The sequence below is a fragment of the Luteimonas sp. MC1750 genome (assembly GCF_016615955.1).
GTDB lineage: Bacteria > Pseudomonadota > Gammaproteobacteria > Xanthomonadales > Xanthomonadaceae > Luteimonas.
This window is the reverse complement of record NZ_CP067113.1, coordinates 565,259-580,337: the sequence shown is the minus strand read 5'-3', so window position 1 is coordinate 580,337 and position 15,079 is coordinate 565,259. Positions and strand designations below refer to the sequence as shown.

The window sequence follows — 15,079 nt, the reverse complement described above, 5'->3', positions numbered from 1 at the left end:
AGCGTCAGAACTGGACTTTCGGCGCCTCGCGGACCTCGGCGCGGTCGGCCGGGATCTCCAGCAGGGCCGCGGCGTCGAAGTTGAACATGCCGGCGACGATGCTCGACGGGAACACTTCGCGCCGGTTGTTGTAGGCCATCACCGAGTCGTTGAAGGCCTGGCGCGCGAAGGCGACGCGGTTCTCGGTCGAGGTCAGTTCCTCGGTGAGCTGCATCATGTTCTGGTTGGCCTTGAGGTCCGGATAGGCCTCGGCAACCATCATCAGGCGTCCCAGCGCGCCGTTGAGCACGCCCTGCGACTGCGCGAGCTCGGCCATCGCCGCCGGATCACCGGGACTCGCCTTGGCCGCGGCCAGGCCGGACACCGCCGCGCCGCGGGCGGCGATCACCGCCTCCAGCGTTTCACGCTCGTGCTTGAGGTAGCCCTTCGCGGTCTCGACCAGGTTCGGGATCAGGTCGAAGCGGCGCTGCAGCTGCACGTCGATCTGGGCGAAGGCGTTGCGGAACGCGTTGCGGGCGGTGACGAGGCCGTTGTAGATGCCGACGCCCCAGCCGATCGCGACCACGATCACGACAACAAACACCAGCAGGATCAGCAGGCTGGACATGAAAGCTCCCCTTGTTCATGCAATTGCGGAATCAGGGGCATATGATCACCCCGCAGTCGCAGCATACGCAGGGGATACGCCCGATGAAAGACGCAGCGCGCACGCCTCGTCGCCTCCTCCTCGGCGCCGGCCTGGTCGCATGCCTGACGCCGATGGCGGTGGGCACCGCGGCACAGACGGAACTCCGCCGGGAAGCCTCCAGTCATGTGCAGTCACCTCCGGCGCAGTCCCGCGCGGTGGCGGCGGATGCCTCGCCCCTCCTGCCACCGGGCACGAAGCCGGTCCCGCTGGCCGATGGCTTCGACGTCGCGCGCTTCGAGGCGATGGCCCAGGCGGTGGTCGCCAACCAGCGCGTGCCGGGCCTGGCCATGGCCATCGTGCACAAGGGCGAAGTGCTCAGCGCACGTGGCTACGGCATCACCGACGTCAGCAACGCCGAGCCGGTCGACGCGCATACCGTGTTCCGCCTGGCCTCGCTGTCCAAGCCCTTCGCCGGCACCGTCACCGGCCTGCTGGTGGCGGAAGGCTCGCTGCGCTGGGACAGCCACATCGCCGACTTCATGCCGGCGCTGCAGCTCGCCCGTCCGGATGCGGCGGCACGCCTCACCGTGGCCGACGTGCTCAGCCACCGCGTGGGCCTGGGCCGCAACACCTACGACCGCGACATCGAGCGCAACGTCGACTACCGCAGCCTGGTGCAGCGGCTGGCCAACGCGCCGATGACCTGCGACGTCGGCGACTGCTACAGCTACCAGAACGTCGCCTTCAGCCTGGTGGGCGACGTGGTGTCCGCGGCCTCGGGCCAGTTCTTCAGCGAGGCGGTGGCCGGCCGCATCTTCAAGCCGCTGGGCATGGACGATGCAAGCTACGGCCTCGAAGGCATCCAGGCGAGTCCGCGCTGGGCCAAGCCGCACGTGCGCGCCGGCGGCGGCTGGCGATCGCTGATGCCCAAGCCGACCTATTACCGCGTGGCGCCCGCGGCGGGCGTCAACGCCAGCATCAGCGACATGGCGCAGTGGCTGATCGCGCAGTCGGGCCGTCGTCCCGACGTGCTGCCGGCCCCGCTGCTGGCGACCCTGCAGCAGCCGCTGGTGTCGACCCCCGGCGAGATGCGCAGCTCGGGCTGGCGCCGCCAGCGCCTGGGAGATGCCGGCTATGCGCTCGGCTGGCGCGTCTATGACTATTCCGGACACCGCGTGGTCTTCCACGCCGGCGCGGTGCAGGGCTACCGCGGCCTGATGGCGATGATGCCGGAGCGCGAGATCGGGGTGGTGGTGCTGTGGAACGGCGAGAGCAGCCTGCCGACGGGCCTGCTGCCGACCATCCTCGACAGCGCGATCGGCCTGGCGCCGCAGCAGTGGCTGGACGTGGACTTCGCGGACGTCGACGAGCTGCTGCTCGCCAATGCCGGCGAGGATGCCGGCGCGGTGTCGATATCGACCGGACCCGAGGCTGCCGCCGGCAGCGGCGGCGGCGCGGCGTCGGACGCCCGGCCGGAGTAACGAAAAAGCCCCTCCCCCGCCTGGGCTGCGGGAGAGGGGCCTGATTGACGGCTATCGGGGTAGCGTTACATCAGCGGCGCGGGAGCGGCCGGGATGGAAACGACCGGGGCCTTGCGCGGCGCACGCTTCTTCGCCGCCTTCTTGGCGGTCTTCTTCGCGGCCTTCTTGGCGGTGGTCTTGCGACCGGCGGCCTTCTTGGCGGGCGCCTTCTTCGCGGTCTTGCGCACCGCCTTCTTGGCGGCGGCCTTCTTGGCGGGGCTCTTGCGGACAGCCTTCTTGGCGGTCTTCTTCGCCGTCTTCTTCGCCGTCTTCTTGGCAGCCTTCTTGGCCGTCTTCTTGGTGGCCTTCTTCGCGGTCTTCCGGGTGGCCTTCTTGGCCGTGGCCTTCTTCGCCGTCTTCCGGGTGGCCTTCTTCGCGGCTGCCTTCTTCGCCGTCTTCTTCACGGCCTTCTTGGCGACCTTCTTCTTCGCGACCTTCTTCGCGACCTTGCGCGGTGCCGCCTTGCGCGTGGCCTTCTTCGCGGTCTTCTTCACCGCTTTCTTGGCGACTTTCTTCTTCGCGACTTTCTTCGTGGCCATGGGATGGCTCTCCTCGTCAGTGGGACTTGCAGGTGCTACTGCCCAGTACGAAACACACCGCGGGTATCGGACCCGCGATCAACCGACGACGCGCAGGGCGCGTCGCACCGGATCCTGTGTCCGGGCCATCCTTGCCCGGTATCGCCGGGGAGCGCGGACGCTCCCTGTGTCGGTCCCTCGACACGAAAAAACCCGCTGCGCCATGCGCCGCGGGTTGTCTGCTCTGGTTCGCCTGGAGTTTTCGCGGGGAAGACGACGCCTGAGTCCACCATGTCGACCATCCGGGCGGAGGACTGAGTTGTGTTGCGCGTTGTCGTCCGGTTCGCACTCACTCGCTTCTGTGGCCACGTGTTGTTGGGCGAAACCTAATCACGGTTTTTTTCGCTGTCAACACCCGTCGCCTGCGTGTCGTCACGCCACGTCGATGCAAGAGCGGACGCGATGCGTCCGCCGACGTCGTCCGCTGCGTGCCCCGTCGACGCCGGAACACGCACGCGCCTGCAGGCGTTTTCATCAAAGGGCTTGTTTCAAGGCGTTTGCGTTCGCGCTCGACGGATCGACGTGGCGCGCGCGCGTCCCGGCGAGGCGGAAGACCTGCGCGTCGCGTGCGTCGATCCGGGGCGCACATGACGCGCGCGCCGCATGCGCGCCGGAGCACGCCGGGAAGGTCGCAGGACATGATTTGCGCGAAAGTGCGCGAAGCTTCGCGACGTTTCCGCGACCCGGAAACGCGAACGCCGGGCAATGCCCGGCGTCCGTATCGACATGCCGCGCAGCGCGCGGCGGATGCCGGTCAGGCTTCCTCTTCGACCAGCGCCGCGTAGGCGTCCGGATCGAGCAGCTCGTTCGCCTGCTCCGGCTCGCTCGCTTCGAGCACGAACAGCCAGCCTTCGCCGAACGCGTCCTCGTTGATCGTTTCCGGCTTGTCGGCGAGTGCCTCGTTGATCGCGACGATCGTCCCCGACATCGGCGCATAGATGTCCGAGGCGGCCTTGACCGACTCCACCACCGCACAGGCGGTGCCGGCTTCGACGCTGTCGCCGACGGCGGGCAGGTCGACGTAGACCAGGTCGCCGAGGAGTCCCTGGGCATGGTCCGAGATGCCGACGGTGACCTTGCCGTCGCCTTCGACGCGGGCCCACTCGTGGGACTTCATGAACTTCAGGTCGCCAGGGATGTCACTCATGTCTGCTGCTCCGGATCGCCGTGGTTGGGAGGTGGGGGGCTAGTGTAGCCAAGCATCGCGGCCGTGGATCAAATGCCGTCGCGCGGCTGGCCATCGCGGACGAAGGGCCAGGCGACCACGCGCACCGGGACCTCGCGGCCGCGGATGTCCACCCGGACATCGCCCGGCTCGCCCGCCGGGATCCGCGCCAGCGCGATCGACTTGCCGATCGTCGGCGCGAAGGTGCCGGAGAGGATCTCGCCGTCGCCGCTGCCGGCCAGCACCTTCTGCCCGTGCCGCAGCACGCCCTTCTCGTCCATCACCAGGCCGATGAGCTGGCGCGCGTCGCCGCGGGCCTGCTGCGCCTCGAGCGTGGCGCGGCCGTTGAAGTCGCGGCCTTCGTCCAGCGCCACCGTCCAGCCGAGCCCGGCTTCGTACGGCGTCGCCGATTCGTCCATGTCCTGGCCATACAGCGGCAGGCCCGCTTCCAGGCGCAGCGTGTCGCGCGCGCCCAGGCCGGCCGGCTTCACGCCCGCGGCCACCAGCGCGTCCCAGAACGCCACCGCGTGCTCGTCCGGCAGCGCGACCTCGAACCCGTCCTCGCCGGTATAGCCGGTGCGCGCGATGAACAGCGGCGCGCCATCGACCGAGCGGACGTCGCGGCTGGCAAAGCGGCCCAGCTTCGCGACCGCCGCGCGATCGTCGGGATGCACGAGCGCCGCCACCTTGTCGCGCGCCTGCGGTCCCTGCACGGCGATCATCGCCAGGTCGTCGCGGACGCGGATGTCGAGGTCGAAGCCCTCGGCCTGGGCCTCGATCCAGGCCAGGTCCTTGTCGCGCGTGCCGGCATTCACCACCAGGCGCTGGAAGTCGTCGCCGAGGTTGTAGACGATCAGGTCGTCGATGACCCCACCGTCCGCATCGAGCATGCAGGTGTACAGGGCCTTGCCCTGGACCTTGAGCTTGTCGATCGAGTTGGCCAGCAGCCGGCGCAGGAATTCGCGCACGCGCGCGCCGTGCAGGTCGACCACGGTCATGTGCGAGACGTCGAACATGCCCGCGTCGCGACGCACGGCGTGGTGCTCCTCGATCTGCGAGCCATAGTTGATCGGCATGTCCCAGCCACCGAAGTCGACCATCTTCGCGCCGAGCGCGCGGTGGGACGCGTTGAGGACGGTCTTTCGGGTCATGGGATGTCGGCTCCTGTGCGGGGGAAGGCCATTATCGCCCTTCGCACGCCGACCGGCACGACCACAGGCGATACGGCCCGTTGCCGTGCCCGGATCCTGTAGGGGACAAGGGGTCAGCCGGCCTCGCGGACCTCCAGGACCATGCCGCTGGCGCCGATGACGCGCACCCGCTGCCCGGCTTCGAGCTCGGGACCGCTGACGTCCCAGTAGGCGTCATCCATCTTCACCCTGCCCCGCCCGCCGACGATGGCGCGATCCAGCGCGACCACGCGCCCGACCAGTTGCTCGGCGCGGCGGTTGAGCAGCGGCCGGTCGCTCGGACGCTCGCGGCGACGCCCCCACTTCAGGTAGGCCAGCACCGCGACCACGCTCAGCGCCACGAAAAGCACCACCTGTGCCAGCAGCGACAGGCCCGGGAACAGCAGCACCGCCAGCCACACGAAGGCCGCGGCAATCCCCATCCAGAGCAGGAATGCGCCCGGGATGAAGGTCTCCGCCGCGATCAGCGCCAGCGCGATCGCGGCCCAGACGATGGTGGGCGTGCTCCAGGCCATCGTCAGATCTCCGGCCGCCTGGCGTCGATCCGCGCACGCGTATCGACCTGCTGCTTGCCCAGCGCCTCCTTGCCCAGCTCGGCGATGCCCGCGATCGAGCCGATGATCCCGCTGGTCTCCATCGGCATCATCACGAACTTGGCGTTGGGTGCCGTGGCGAGATCGCGGAACGCCTCGACATATTTCTGCGCGATGAAGTAGTTGATGGCCTGCACGTCGCCGGACGCGATCGCGTTGGACACCATTTCGGTGGCCTTGGCCTCCGCCTCGGCCAGCCGCTCGCGCGCCTCGGCCTCGCGGTAGGCCGCCTCGCGCTCGCCTTCGGCCTGCAGGATCGCCGCCTGCTTCTCGCCCTCGGCGCGCAGGATCGCCGAGCTGCGATGGCCTTCGGCCTCCAGGATCACCGCGCGACGGTCGCGCTCGGCCTTCATCTGCCGGCCCATGGAATCGATCAGGTCGCGCGGCGGCTGGATGTCGCGGATCTCGATGCGGGTGACCTTGATGCCCCAGGGATTGGTGGCGTGGTCGACCACGTTGAGCAGCTGGGCGTTGATCGTCTCGCGGTTGCTGAGCGATTCGTCCAGGTCCATCGAGCCGATCACCGTGCGGATGTTGGTCTGCACCAGCGCGATCGTGGCGATCTCGAGGTTGGACACCTCGTAGGCGGCCTTGGCGGCGTCGAGCACCTGGAAGAACACCACGCCATCGACCTTCACCACGGCGTTGTCCTTGGTGATGACCTCCTGCGAGGGCACGTCGAGGACCTGCTCCATGACGTTGACCTTGCGGCCGATCGCCTGCATCACCGGGATCAGCAGGTGCAGTCCCGGCGACAGCGTGTGCGTGTACTTGCCGAAGCGCTCGACGGTCCACTCGAAGCCCTGCGGCACGATGCGCACCATCTTGAAGAAAAAGATGATGAACGCGAGCGCCAGTACGGCGGCAATGAACGTGGTTCCGGACATTCCATACCCTCCCCATGCAATGGTTTCGAGTATAGACGCGGCCCGGAGCGCATCCGTGACCGCACGCGGGCCACACCGCGTGCGCGGCGGTGGACCTACTTGGTGAGGATGAGCTTGTCGTTGCGCGTATGCCGCAGGCGATAGAGCTCGTTGCCGTGGCGGATCAGCACTTCGCGCTGGCCATCGAGCAGGCGCAGGCTGTCGACTTCGGCACGCTCGACGGGCGCGTCTGCGCCGCCGGCCGACGGCAGGTCGTCGGCCGCTTCGAAGGCGGACGGATGGACGCGGGAGGCCAGCATGGGGGACACCTCATCGATCGATGACCTCCGATGCTAATGATTCTCATTTGCCTGTCAACTGCCGGGTTCAGCCGACGGTTGCGGCCTCGACCCGCTGCCAGACGCCGTCGTCGAGGCCCCGGGCCAGCTCCAGCGCGCCCAGGTTCGCCTGCAGCTGCCCGACCCGGCTGGCGCCGAGGATCACGCTGGACACGTGCGGGTTGCGCAGGCACCAGGCGATGGCCAGCGCCGCAGGCTCGACGCCCAGCTCGCGCGCGAGCACGGTGAAGCGGCGGGCACGCTCCAGCAGCCCGGGCCCCTCGCCGCCATCCAGCCGTTCGCGCAGCCAGGGCTCGCGCGCCGCGCGCGAACCGGCGGGAATGCCATCGCCGTACTTGCCGGTCAGCACTCCGGAGGCCAGTGGCGACCACACCGTCAGGCCCAGGCCGAGTTCGGCGTACAGCGATGCGTACTCCAGCTCCACGCGCCTGCGGTTGAACAGGTTGTACTCGGGCTGCTCCATGGTCGGCGGCTGCAGCTGCCGCGCGCGCGCCACCGCATGCGCCTCGCGCACCAGCGCCGCGGGCCATTCGGACGTGCCCCAGTACATCACCTTGCCCTGGCGGACCAGCGCGTCCATGGCGGCCACCGTCTCGGCCACCGGCACGTCCGGATCGGGCCGATGGCAGAAGTACAGGTCGAGGTAGTCCACGCGCAGCCGCTTCAGCGCGGCGTGGCAGGCGTCGTGCAGGTGCTTGCGGGACAGCCCGCGCTGCAGCGGCAGCGGGCTGGCCGCCGAGCCGAACATCGCCTTGCTCGACACCGCATACCCGTCGCGCGGCAGGCGCAGGTCGGCGATCACGTCGCCCATCATCCGCTCGGCCTCGCCGTGGGCGTAGCTCTCGGCGTTGTCGAAGAAGTTGACGCCATGGTCCCAGGCTGCGGCGACCAGGTTGCGCGCCTCACCGCGCGGGATGGCGCCGCCGAAGGTCGTCCAGGCGCCGAACGACAGCGCGGACAGCGCGAGTCCCGAGCTGCCAAGCCTGCGGTATTCCATGGTCGACGCCTCCAGCGCGCTGTGTTGGGCGGCAGTTTACGCAAGCCGCCGCGCTATCCTCCCCGCAGGGAAGGGAGCACGGACGATGCACGCCAGCGACGGCGGGATACGCGACACGCTGCAGCGCCTGCTGGCGCCGCCGGACCAGGTCATGCGCCGGCTGGGTGCGGGCAGCGAGCGCCTGGTCGCCCGGGTCCGGCTGCTGCTCTCGGTCCTGGCACTGGCGCTGCCGCTGTTCGCCGCGGCGACCGGCGCGGGCATGGGCGGGATCCTCGCCTGCCTCGGCGCGGTCGTGCTGGCCAATGCCGTCGCCCTCGCCTGGCTGGTGCTGGCGCGACAGGAGCGGAGCTGGCTGCCCTTCGCCACCTGCACCTGGGACACCAGCCTGGTCACCGCCACGCTGGTGGCGATCGCGCTGCGCGATCCCTCCGCCGCGACCACCGGAGTCGCGGCCTGGTCGTGCTACCTCCTGGTGATCCTGTCGGCGGCGCTGCGCGCCGATGGCCGGCTGGCGCTCTACACCGGCGGCCTGGCCCTGCTGCAGTACGGCCTGTTCGCGCTGGCGGCCTACCTGGGCAGGACGCCTCCCGAGGCGGCCCTCGCGCTGCAGCCGGTCGCGACACGCATCGGCGCCGAGGCCCTGCGCATGCTGCTGCTGGTCCTGGCCACCGGGCTCGCGGCGGTCGCGGTGCGACGGATGCAGGCGCTGGTGGAAACATCGGGACACGACGCCCTGACCGGCCTGCCCAACCGCTCCTGGCTGGTGCAGCGCATGCCGCACGTGTTCGCGAACGCGCGCAACTCGGGCGCCTCGCTGACCCTGGTGCTGCTCGACGTCGACCGCTTCAAGCGCGTCAACGACGAGGCCGGGCCGCAGGCCGGCGACCGCGCACTGCGCCACATCGCCTCGACCATGAGCGAGATGCTCGCCGACACGGAATCACTGGCCAGGATCGGCGGCCAGGAGTTCGTGATGCTGCTGCACGGCCCGGCCGGCAGCGCCTGGGAACGCCTCGATCGCCTGCGCCGCACCCTGGTCGAGCGCCCCTTCCTGCCCGAGCGCGGCCAGGACGCCTTCGTCTTCACCTTCAGCGCCGGCCTGGCGGCCTGGCCGCAGGACGGCAGCAGCACGTCGAGCCTGCTCGGCTGCGCGGACCGCCGGCTGAAGTCGGCCAAGGCCGCCGGCGGCAACCGGATCGTGGCCCGGGACCCCTGACCGCGGTTGCCCGGCCCTGCGGCCTGCACTACGCTGCCCCGTCGCCGCGCGCCCGCGGCAGGTCCAGGGGATCGGCTTCACGATGGAAGTATTGACGCGGATCGGCTTCGGCCTCTTCGGCCTGGCCGTGCTCATCGGGATCACCTGGCTGTTCTCCAACAACAAGGGCAGGGTCGACTGGAAGCTGGTCGTCACCGGGGTCACCCTGCAGATCGCGTTCGCGGCGCTGGTGCTGCTGGTGCCGGGCGGGCGCGAGGTCTTCGACTGGCTGGGCCAGCTGTTCGTGCGCGTGCTGGGCTTCGTCAACGCCGGCTCCGAGTTCATCTTCGGCAGCCTGATGGACGTCAGCACCTACGGCTTCATCTTCGCCTTCCAGGTGCTGCCGACGATCATCTTCTTCGCCTCGCTGATGGCGGTGCTGTACCACTTCGGCGTGATGCAGCTGGTGGTGCGCGCCATGGCCTGGGCGATCACCAAGGTGATGCGGGTGTCCGGCGCCGAAACCACCAGCGTCTGCGCCAGCGTCTTCATCGGCCAGACCGAGGCGCCGCTGACCGTGCGTCCCTACATCTCGCGCATGACCGAGTCCGAGCTGATCACGATGATGATCGGCGGCATGGCGCACATCGCCGGCGGCGTGCTGGCGGCCTACGTCGGCATGCTCGGTGCGGGCGATCCGGCGCAGCAGGCCTTCTATGCCAAGCACCTGCTGGCGGCCTCGATCATGGCGGCGCCGGCGACGCTGGTGATCGCCAAGATCCTGATCCCCGAAACCGGCGAGCCGCTGACCCGCGGCACGGTGAAGATGGAGGTCGAGAACACCACCAGCAACGTCATCGACGCCGCCGCGGCCGGCGCCGGCGACGGCCTGAAGCTCGCGCTCAACATCGGCGCGATGCTGCTGGCCTTCATCGCGCTCATCGCGATGATCAACGCGCCGCTGACCTGGCTGGGCGACGTCACCGGCGTGGCCGCGGCGATCGGCAAGCCCACCGACCTGTCGGCGATCTTCGGCTACGTGCTGGCGCCGGTGGCATGGCTGATCGGCGTGCCGTGGTCGGATGCCGGCACCGTCGGCTCGCTGATCGGACAGAAGGTGGTGATCAACGAATTCGTCGCGTACCTGCAGCTGGCCGACATCGTCAACGGTCGCGTCGAGGGCGTCAGCCTGAGCGACGAGGGCCGCCTGATCGCGACCTACGCCCTGTGCGGCTTCGCCAACTTCAGCTCGATCGCGATCCAGATCGGCGGCATCGGCGGACTGGCGCCCGACCGCCGCCAGGACCTGGCCCGCTTCGGCCTGCGCGCGGTGCTGGGCGGCACCATCGCCACGCTGATGACCGCGACCATCGCCGGCGTGCTGACCCACATCGGCGCCTGAGGCCGGGGCGATGTCGCGCGTCGTCGTCGCCGGCTCGTTCAACGTCGACCATGTCTGGCACTGCGCGGCGCTGCCGCGCGCCGGCGAGACGCTGGCCGGGGAGTACTCGACGGGGCCAGGCGGCAAGGGCTTCAACCAGGCGGTCGCCGCGGCGCTTGCCGGCGCGGCCACCACCTTCGTCTGCGCCCTCGGCGACGACGATGGCGGACGCCTCGCGCGCGGGCTCGCGGCCAGCCACGGGATCGACCTGCGCGCCCACGCCAGCGAAGAGCCGACCGGGACCGCCGGCATCTACGTGGGCGACGACGGCAGCAACAGCATCGTCATCGGGCCGGGCGCGAACGCGACGCTGACGCCGGACTTCGTGGCCGCGCAGGGCGTGGCGATCGCCGCCGCCGACGTGGTCCTGGCCCAACTCGAGTCGCCGGTGGACGCCATCGTCGAGACCCTTCGACTGGCACGCGCCAGCGGGGCCCACACCGTGCTCAACCCGGCGCCGGCCAATGCCGACTGCAGCCGCGGGCTGCTGGCGGTGGCCGAGGTGCTGACCCCCAACGAAACCGAGTTCGCCGCCCTGCTCGCGCGCCACTGCGGCGGCGACGTCGATCCCGGCACCCTCGCCGGCATGGACCGCGAGCGCCTGCACCGGCTTTGCCGCACCCTGCTGCCGCGCGGGACCGTAGTGCTGACCCTGGGCGCCGCGGGCTGCTTCGTGTCGCACCGCGAAGACACCCTGCGTGGCGATACCCAGGCGCACTACCGCTGTCCGGCGGCGGCGGCCAAGGTCGTCGACACCACCGGTGCCGGCGATGCGTTCAACGGCGCCCTGGCGGCGTCACTGGCGCGCGTGCCGGCGCAGCCGTTCGCGGCCCACGTGCGCTTCGCCTCGCGCTACGCCGCGCTGTCCACCGAACGCCCCGGCGCAGCGGCCGCGATGCCGCGCGCCGAGGACGTCGCCGCGCGGTTTCCGGACGCCTGAGGCCGCACGATCGGCGACAATGGCGGCATGCGCATCGGTGCCCACGCCATCAGCCCCAATGTCGTCCTCGCGCCCATGGCCGGCGTGACCGACAAGCCGTTCCGGCTGCTGTGCAAGCGGCTGGGGGCCGGCCTGGCGATGTCGGAGATGACCACGTCCGACCCGCGCTTCTGGGGCACGGAGAAATCCCTGCGGCGCATGGACCACGCGGGCGAGCCCGATCCGGTGGGCGTGCAGATCGCCGGCACCGAGCCGTCCCAGCTGGCCGACGCCGCGCGCCACAACGTCGACCATGGCGCGCAGATCATCGACATCAACATGGGCTGCCCGGCCAAGAAGGTCTGCAACGCCTGGGCCGGCTCGGCGCTGATGCGCGACGAGGCGCTGGTGGCGCGGATCCTGGAGGCGGTGGTCGCCGCGGTCGACGTCCCGGTGACGCTGAAGATTCGCACCGGCTGGGCCGCCGACCAGCGCAACGCCGTGGCGATCGCACGCATCGCCGAGGACTGCGGCGTGCAGGCGCTGGCCGTGCACGGACGCACCCGCGACCAGCAGTACACCGGCCACGCCGAGTACGCGACCATCGCCGAGGTGAAGTCGCGGCTGCGCATCCCGGTGATCGCCAACGGCGACATCGAGACACCCGACAAGGCGGCCGACGTGCTGCGCGCGACCGGAGCCGACGCGGTGATGGTCGGGCGCGCCGCGCAGGGCCGGCCGTGGATCTTCCGCGAGATCGCGCACTTCCTCGCCACCGGCGAGCGCCTGCCGCCGCCCGCGCTGTCCGAGGTCCGCGACATCCTGCTCGGCCACCTCCACGACCTGCACGCCTTCTATGGCGAGCCGTCAGGCGTGCGCATCGCGCGCAAGCACCTCGGCTGGTACGCGAAGGACCGGCCGGAGAACGCGGCCTTCCGCGCCGTGGTCAACCGCGCCGCGACCGCGCGCGAGCAGCTCGCACTGACCCGCGACTACTTCGACGCGCTGTCGGCCGGCGTGGCGCCCGCGCTGCCCTCCGCCGCCTGATCGCGGCCGGCCACCGCGCCGGGGCCCTGCCAGATCCGCTGCCAGGTGTCGTCCCAGGCCCGGCCGATGTCGCGTTCGACCCGCAGCTGCCGCGGCGGGATCGGCTGCCAGCCGCCGCCGCGGCGCGCGACCGCGAAATTGAAGAAATAGTCGGGTTCGTTGCCCATGCGCAGGTCGCTGAGCACGAGCTCGCCCTCGACCTGCGTGGCCCGCATGAAGCCGCGGTTGAACCAGGCCAGGCGCTCGACGGCGGGGACAGCCGCGGCCTCGCGCAGTGCACGCAGGTCGGAGCCATGCGGTTCGAACCGCATCGCGCCGCGGTCGGCGGCCAGCGAGTGGAAGCCTTCCACGTAGCCGTCCGGCGTCATCGCGACCACCCGCCAGAGCAGGGTGTTGAACGGCATCGGCACGGAAAACCTCGGCGCCTCCGCCAGGCCGATGGCGGCCAGCGCGCGATCCGCCTCGCGGTCGACCATGGACTTGGCCAGCAGCGACCAGCCGAGGTAGGCCGTGCTCAGCACCAGCCCGGCGGCGAGCGCCCGCTGCGCCGCCACCTGTCCACGCAGCAGGAACGCGGCGATGCAGGCCAGGAGCAGCCAGATCGTGTACAGCGGGTCGATGATGAACACGCTCGACCACATCACCGGCGGGAGCGGCAGCGGCCACAGCAACTGGGTCCCGTAGACGGTGAATGCATCGAGCAGCGGATGCGTCAGCAGCGCCAGCTGGATCGCCCAGAACCAGCGCCGCGGCGCCTCCGCCACGCGCCCGCCCCGGCGACGGAACCACGCCCACAGCAGCCAGCCGAGCAGCGGCAGGACGAACAGCGAGTGACTCGCGCCGCGATGCAGGGTCATCAGCGCCACCGGATCGTCGGTGAACAGCGCGATGGGCAACGAGTCGAGGTCGGGCAGCGTGCCGAGCGCCGCGCCCGCCAGCAGTGCGGCGCGGCGGTGCCCGGGCGGCGCGATGGCGGCCGCGACGGCGCCGCCGAGGACGATCTGGGTCAGTGAATCCATCCGCGCATGCTAGCCGCGCGCGCCGCCGGCCGCGATCGCGATCGCGAAGGCACGCGCGAGACGGCACAATGCGCCGGTGGCCGCACGCATGTATCATGCGCGCCCATCTCTCCATCCGAATCAAGGGATATAAGGCCGATGTCCAGCACCCTGTTCACCTCCGAATCGGTCTCCGAAGGCCATCCGGACAAGATCGCGGACCAGATCTCCGACGCGGTCCTCGACGCCATCCTGAGCCAGGACAAGGGCGCACGCGTGGCTTGCGAGACCATGGTCAAGACCGGCGTGGCGATCGTCGCCGGCGAGATCACCACCTCCGCGTGGATCGACCTCGAGGCCCTGACCCGCAAGGTGATCCTCGACATCGGCTATGACTCCTCGGACGTCGGCTTCGACGGCGCCACCTGCGGCGTGCTGAACCTGATCGGCAAGCAGAGCCCGCACATCGCCCAGGGCGTGGACCGCAAGAAGCCCGAGGAAATGGGCGCCGGCGACCAGGGCCTGATGTTCGGCTACGCCACCAACGAGACCTCGAGCTTCATGCCGGCGGCGATCCACCTGTCACACCGCCTGGTCGAGCAGCAGGCGCGCGTGCGCAAGAAGAAGCGCTCGCCGCTGCCGTGGCTGCGCCCCGACGCCAAGAGCCAGGTCACCCTGCGCTACGAGGACGGCGTGGCCGTGGCCATCGACGCCGTCGTGCTGTCGACCCAGCACGCGCCGGGCGTGAAGCAGAAGGACCTCATCGAGGCCGTCCGCGAAGAGATCCTCAAGCCCGTGCTGCCGGCCAAGTGGCTGCACAAGGGCACCAAGTACCACATCAACCCGACCGGCAAGTTCGAGATCGGCGGCCCCGTGGGCGATTGCGGCCTGACCGGCCGCAAGATCATCGTCGACACCTACGGCGGCTGGGCCCGCCACGGCGGCGGCGCGTTCTCGGGCAAGGATCCGTCCAAGGTCGACCGCTCGGCCGCATACGCCGCGCGCTACGTCGCCAAGAACGTCGTGGCCGCGGGCCTGGCCGACCGCTGCGAGGTGCAGTTGAGCTACGCCATCGGCGTGGCCGAGCCGACCTCGATCTCGGTCACCACCTTCGGCACCGGCAAGGTCGGCGACGACGTCATCGAGCGCCTGATCCGCCGCCACTTCGACCTGCGCCCCTACGGCATCATCAGGATGCTCGACCTGGTGCACCCGATCTACCAGCGCACCGCCAGCTACGGCCACTTCGGCCGCAAGCCGGAAGAGGTCAGCTACGTCGACGCCGCCGGCAAGCAGCACACCGCCACCGCCTTCTCCTGGGAGAAGACCGACAAGGCCGAAGAACTCCGCAAGGCCGCAAAGCTCTAGCAGCAACTGCAGGAACGGCTGCAGGAACGGCTGTAGGAGCGGCTACAGCCGCGATCGCAGCCGCAGGAAACGCGAACAGGGCGGGCCGCATTGCGCGGCCCGTCTTTTTTTGTACCTGTCACGCTCCGCCACGCCGGCGTGCAGTGCGTAAGCGTGATCGCCCGCGATCGCTCCGCCGGAGTCCGCAGCCGCAGCCGCAGCCGCAGCCGCAGCCA

The 15,079-nt window shown here is 70.2% G+C and carries 14 protein-coding genes and 1 pseudogene; 6 read left to right on the top strand and 9 right to left on the bottom strand.

Going from position 1 to position 15,079, the window contains the following annotated elements; translation table 11 throughout:
- Positions 1-4: 4 nt before the first annotated feature.
- A complete protein-coding gene (locus tag JGR68_RS02725) occupies positions 5-607 on the bottom strand; it encodes a LemA family protein (RefSeq protein WP_199360316.1) in 603 nt (200 codons plus the stop codon).
- Positions 608-690: 83 nt separating this feature from the next.
- On the opposite strand from JGR68_RS02725, the gene JGR68_RS02720 reads away from it, so the two are divergent.
- Positions 691-2,109 (top strand): serine hydrolase domain-containing protein, encoded by a 1,419-nt coding sequence (locus JGR68_RS02720; RefSeq protein ID WP_199360313.1) that lies wholly within the window; start codon positions 691-693, stop codon positions 2,107-2,109.
- Between the two features lie 65 nt (positions 2,110-2,174).
- Here the strand turns inward: JGR68_RS02720 and JGR68_RS02715 are convergent, their stop codons facing one another.
- The 7 genes from JGR68_RS02715 to JGR68_RS02685 form a co-directional block, all read right to left on the bottom strand.
- Complete coding sequence (locus tag JGR68_RS02715; protein WP_199360311.1) at positions 2,175-2,687, bottom strand: hypothetical protein; 513 nt, start codon at positions 2,685-2,687, stop codon at positions 2,175-2,177.
- A gap of 793 nt (positions 2,688-3,480) precedes the next feature.
- Complete coding sequence (gene gcvH / locus JGR68_RS02710; RefSeq protein WP_199360309.1) at positions 3,481-3,873, bottom strand: glycine cleavage system protein GcvH; 393 nt, start codon at positions 3,871-3,873, stop codon at positions 3,481-3,483.
- A 68-nt stretch (positions 3,874-3,941) separates the two neighbouring features.
- Positions 3,942-5,042, bottom strand: a complete 1,101-nt coding sequence (gene gcvT, locus JGR68_RS02705; protein ID WP_199360307.1) for a glycine cleavage system aminomethyltransferase GcvT — start codon at positions 5,040-5,042, stop codon at positions 3,942-3,944.
- Between the two features lie 113 nt (positions 5,043-5,155).
- Positions 5,156-5,596, bottom strand: a complete 441-nt coding sequence (locus JGR68_RS02700) for an NfeD family protein (protein ID WP_199360305.1) — start codon at positions 5,594-5,596, stop codon at positions 5,156-5,158.
- A gap of 2 nt (positions 5,597-5,598) precedes the next feature.
- Positions 5,599-6,561: an SPFH domain-containing protein gene (locus JGR68_RS02695; RefSeq protein ID WP_199360303.1), complete on the bottom strand. Its 963-nt coding sequence runs from the start codon at positions 6,559-6,561 to the stop codon at positions 5,599-5,601.
- A gap of 95 nt (positions 6,562-6,656) precedes the next feature.
- Positions 6,657-6,860, bottom strand: coding sequence for a hemin uptake protein HemP (locus JGR68_RS02690; protein WP_199360301.1), 204 nt, complete (start codon positions 6,858-6,860; stop codon positions 6,657-6,659).
- Positions 6,861-6,927: 67 nt separating this feature from the next.
- Positions 6,928-7,896, bottom strand: coding sequence for an aldo/keto reductase (locus JGR68_RS02685; RefSeq protein ID WP_199360298.1), 969 nt, complete (start codon positions 7,894-7,896; stop codon positions 6,928-6,930).
- A gap of 85 nt (positions 7,897-7,981) precedes the next feature.
- Here JGR68_RS02685 and JGR68_RS02680 point away from each other — a divergent pair, with 85 nt between their 5' ends.
- From JGR68_RS02680 to dusB, 4 genes are all read left to right on the top strand, one after another.
- Positions 7,982-9,112, top strand: a complete 1,131-nt coding sequence (locus JGR68_RS02680; protein ID WP_199360296.1) for a GGDEF domain-containing protein — start codon at positions 7,982-7,984, stop codon at positions 9,110-9,112.
- Between the two features lie 82 nt (positions 9,113-9,194).
- Positions 9,195-10,493: a nucleoside transporter C-terminal domain-containing protein gene (locus JGR68_RS02675; RefSeq protein WP_199360294.1), complete on the top strand. Its 1,299-nt coding sequence runs from the start codon at positions 9,195-9,197 to the stop codon at positions 10,491-10,493.
- A 10-nt stretch (positions 10,494-10,503) separates the two neighbouring features.
- Entirely contained in the window at positions 10,504-11,472 is a 969-nt protein-coding gene (locus JGR68_RS02670; RefSeq protein ID WP_199360291.1) for a ribokinase, read from the top strand.
- Between the two features lie 27 nt (positions 11,473-11,499).
- The gene (gene dusB, locus JGR68_RS02665) at positions 11,500-12,498 is read left to right on the top strand and encodes a tRNA dihydrouridine synthase DusB (RefSeq protein ID WP_199360289.1); all 999 of its coding nucleotides are present in this window, start codon (positions 11,500-11,502) and stop codon (positions 12,496-12,498) included.
- A gap of 80 nt (positions 12,499-12,578) precedes the next feature.
- On the opposite strand, the pseudogene JGR68_RS02660 reads toward dusB, so the two are convergent.
- Positions 12,579-13,517 (bottom strand): annotated as a pseudogene (locus JGR68_RS02660) (metal-dependent hydrolase); the annotation flags it as partial.
- A gap of 138 nt (positions 13,518-13,655) precedes the next feature.
- Between JGR68_RS02660 and metK the strand changes: the two are divergent.
- Entirely contained in the window at positions 13,656-14,864 is a 1,209-nt protein-coding gene (gene metK / locus JGR68_RS02655; protein WP_199360285.1) for a methionine adenosyltransferase, read from the top strand.
- Positions 14,865-15,079: the final 215 nt, after the last annotated feature.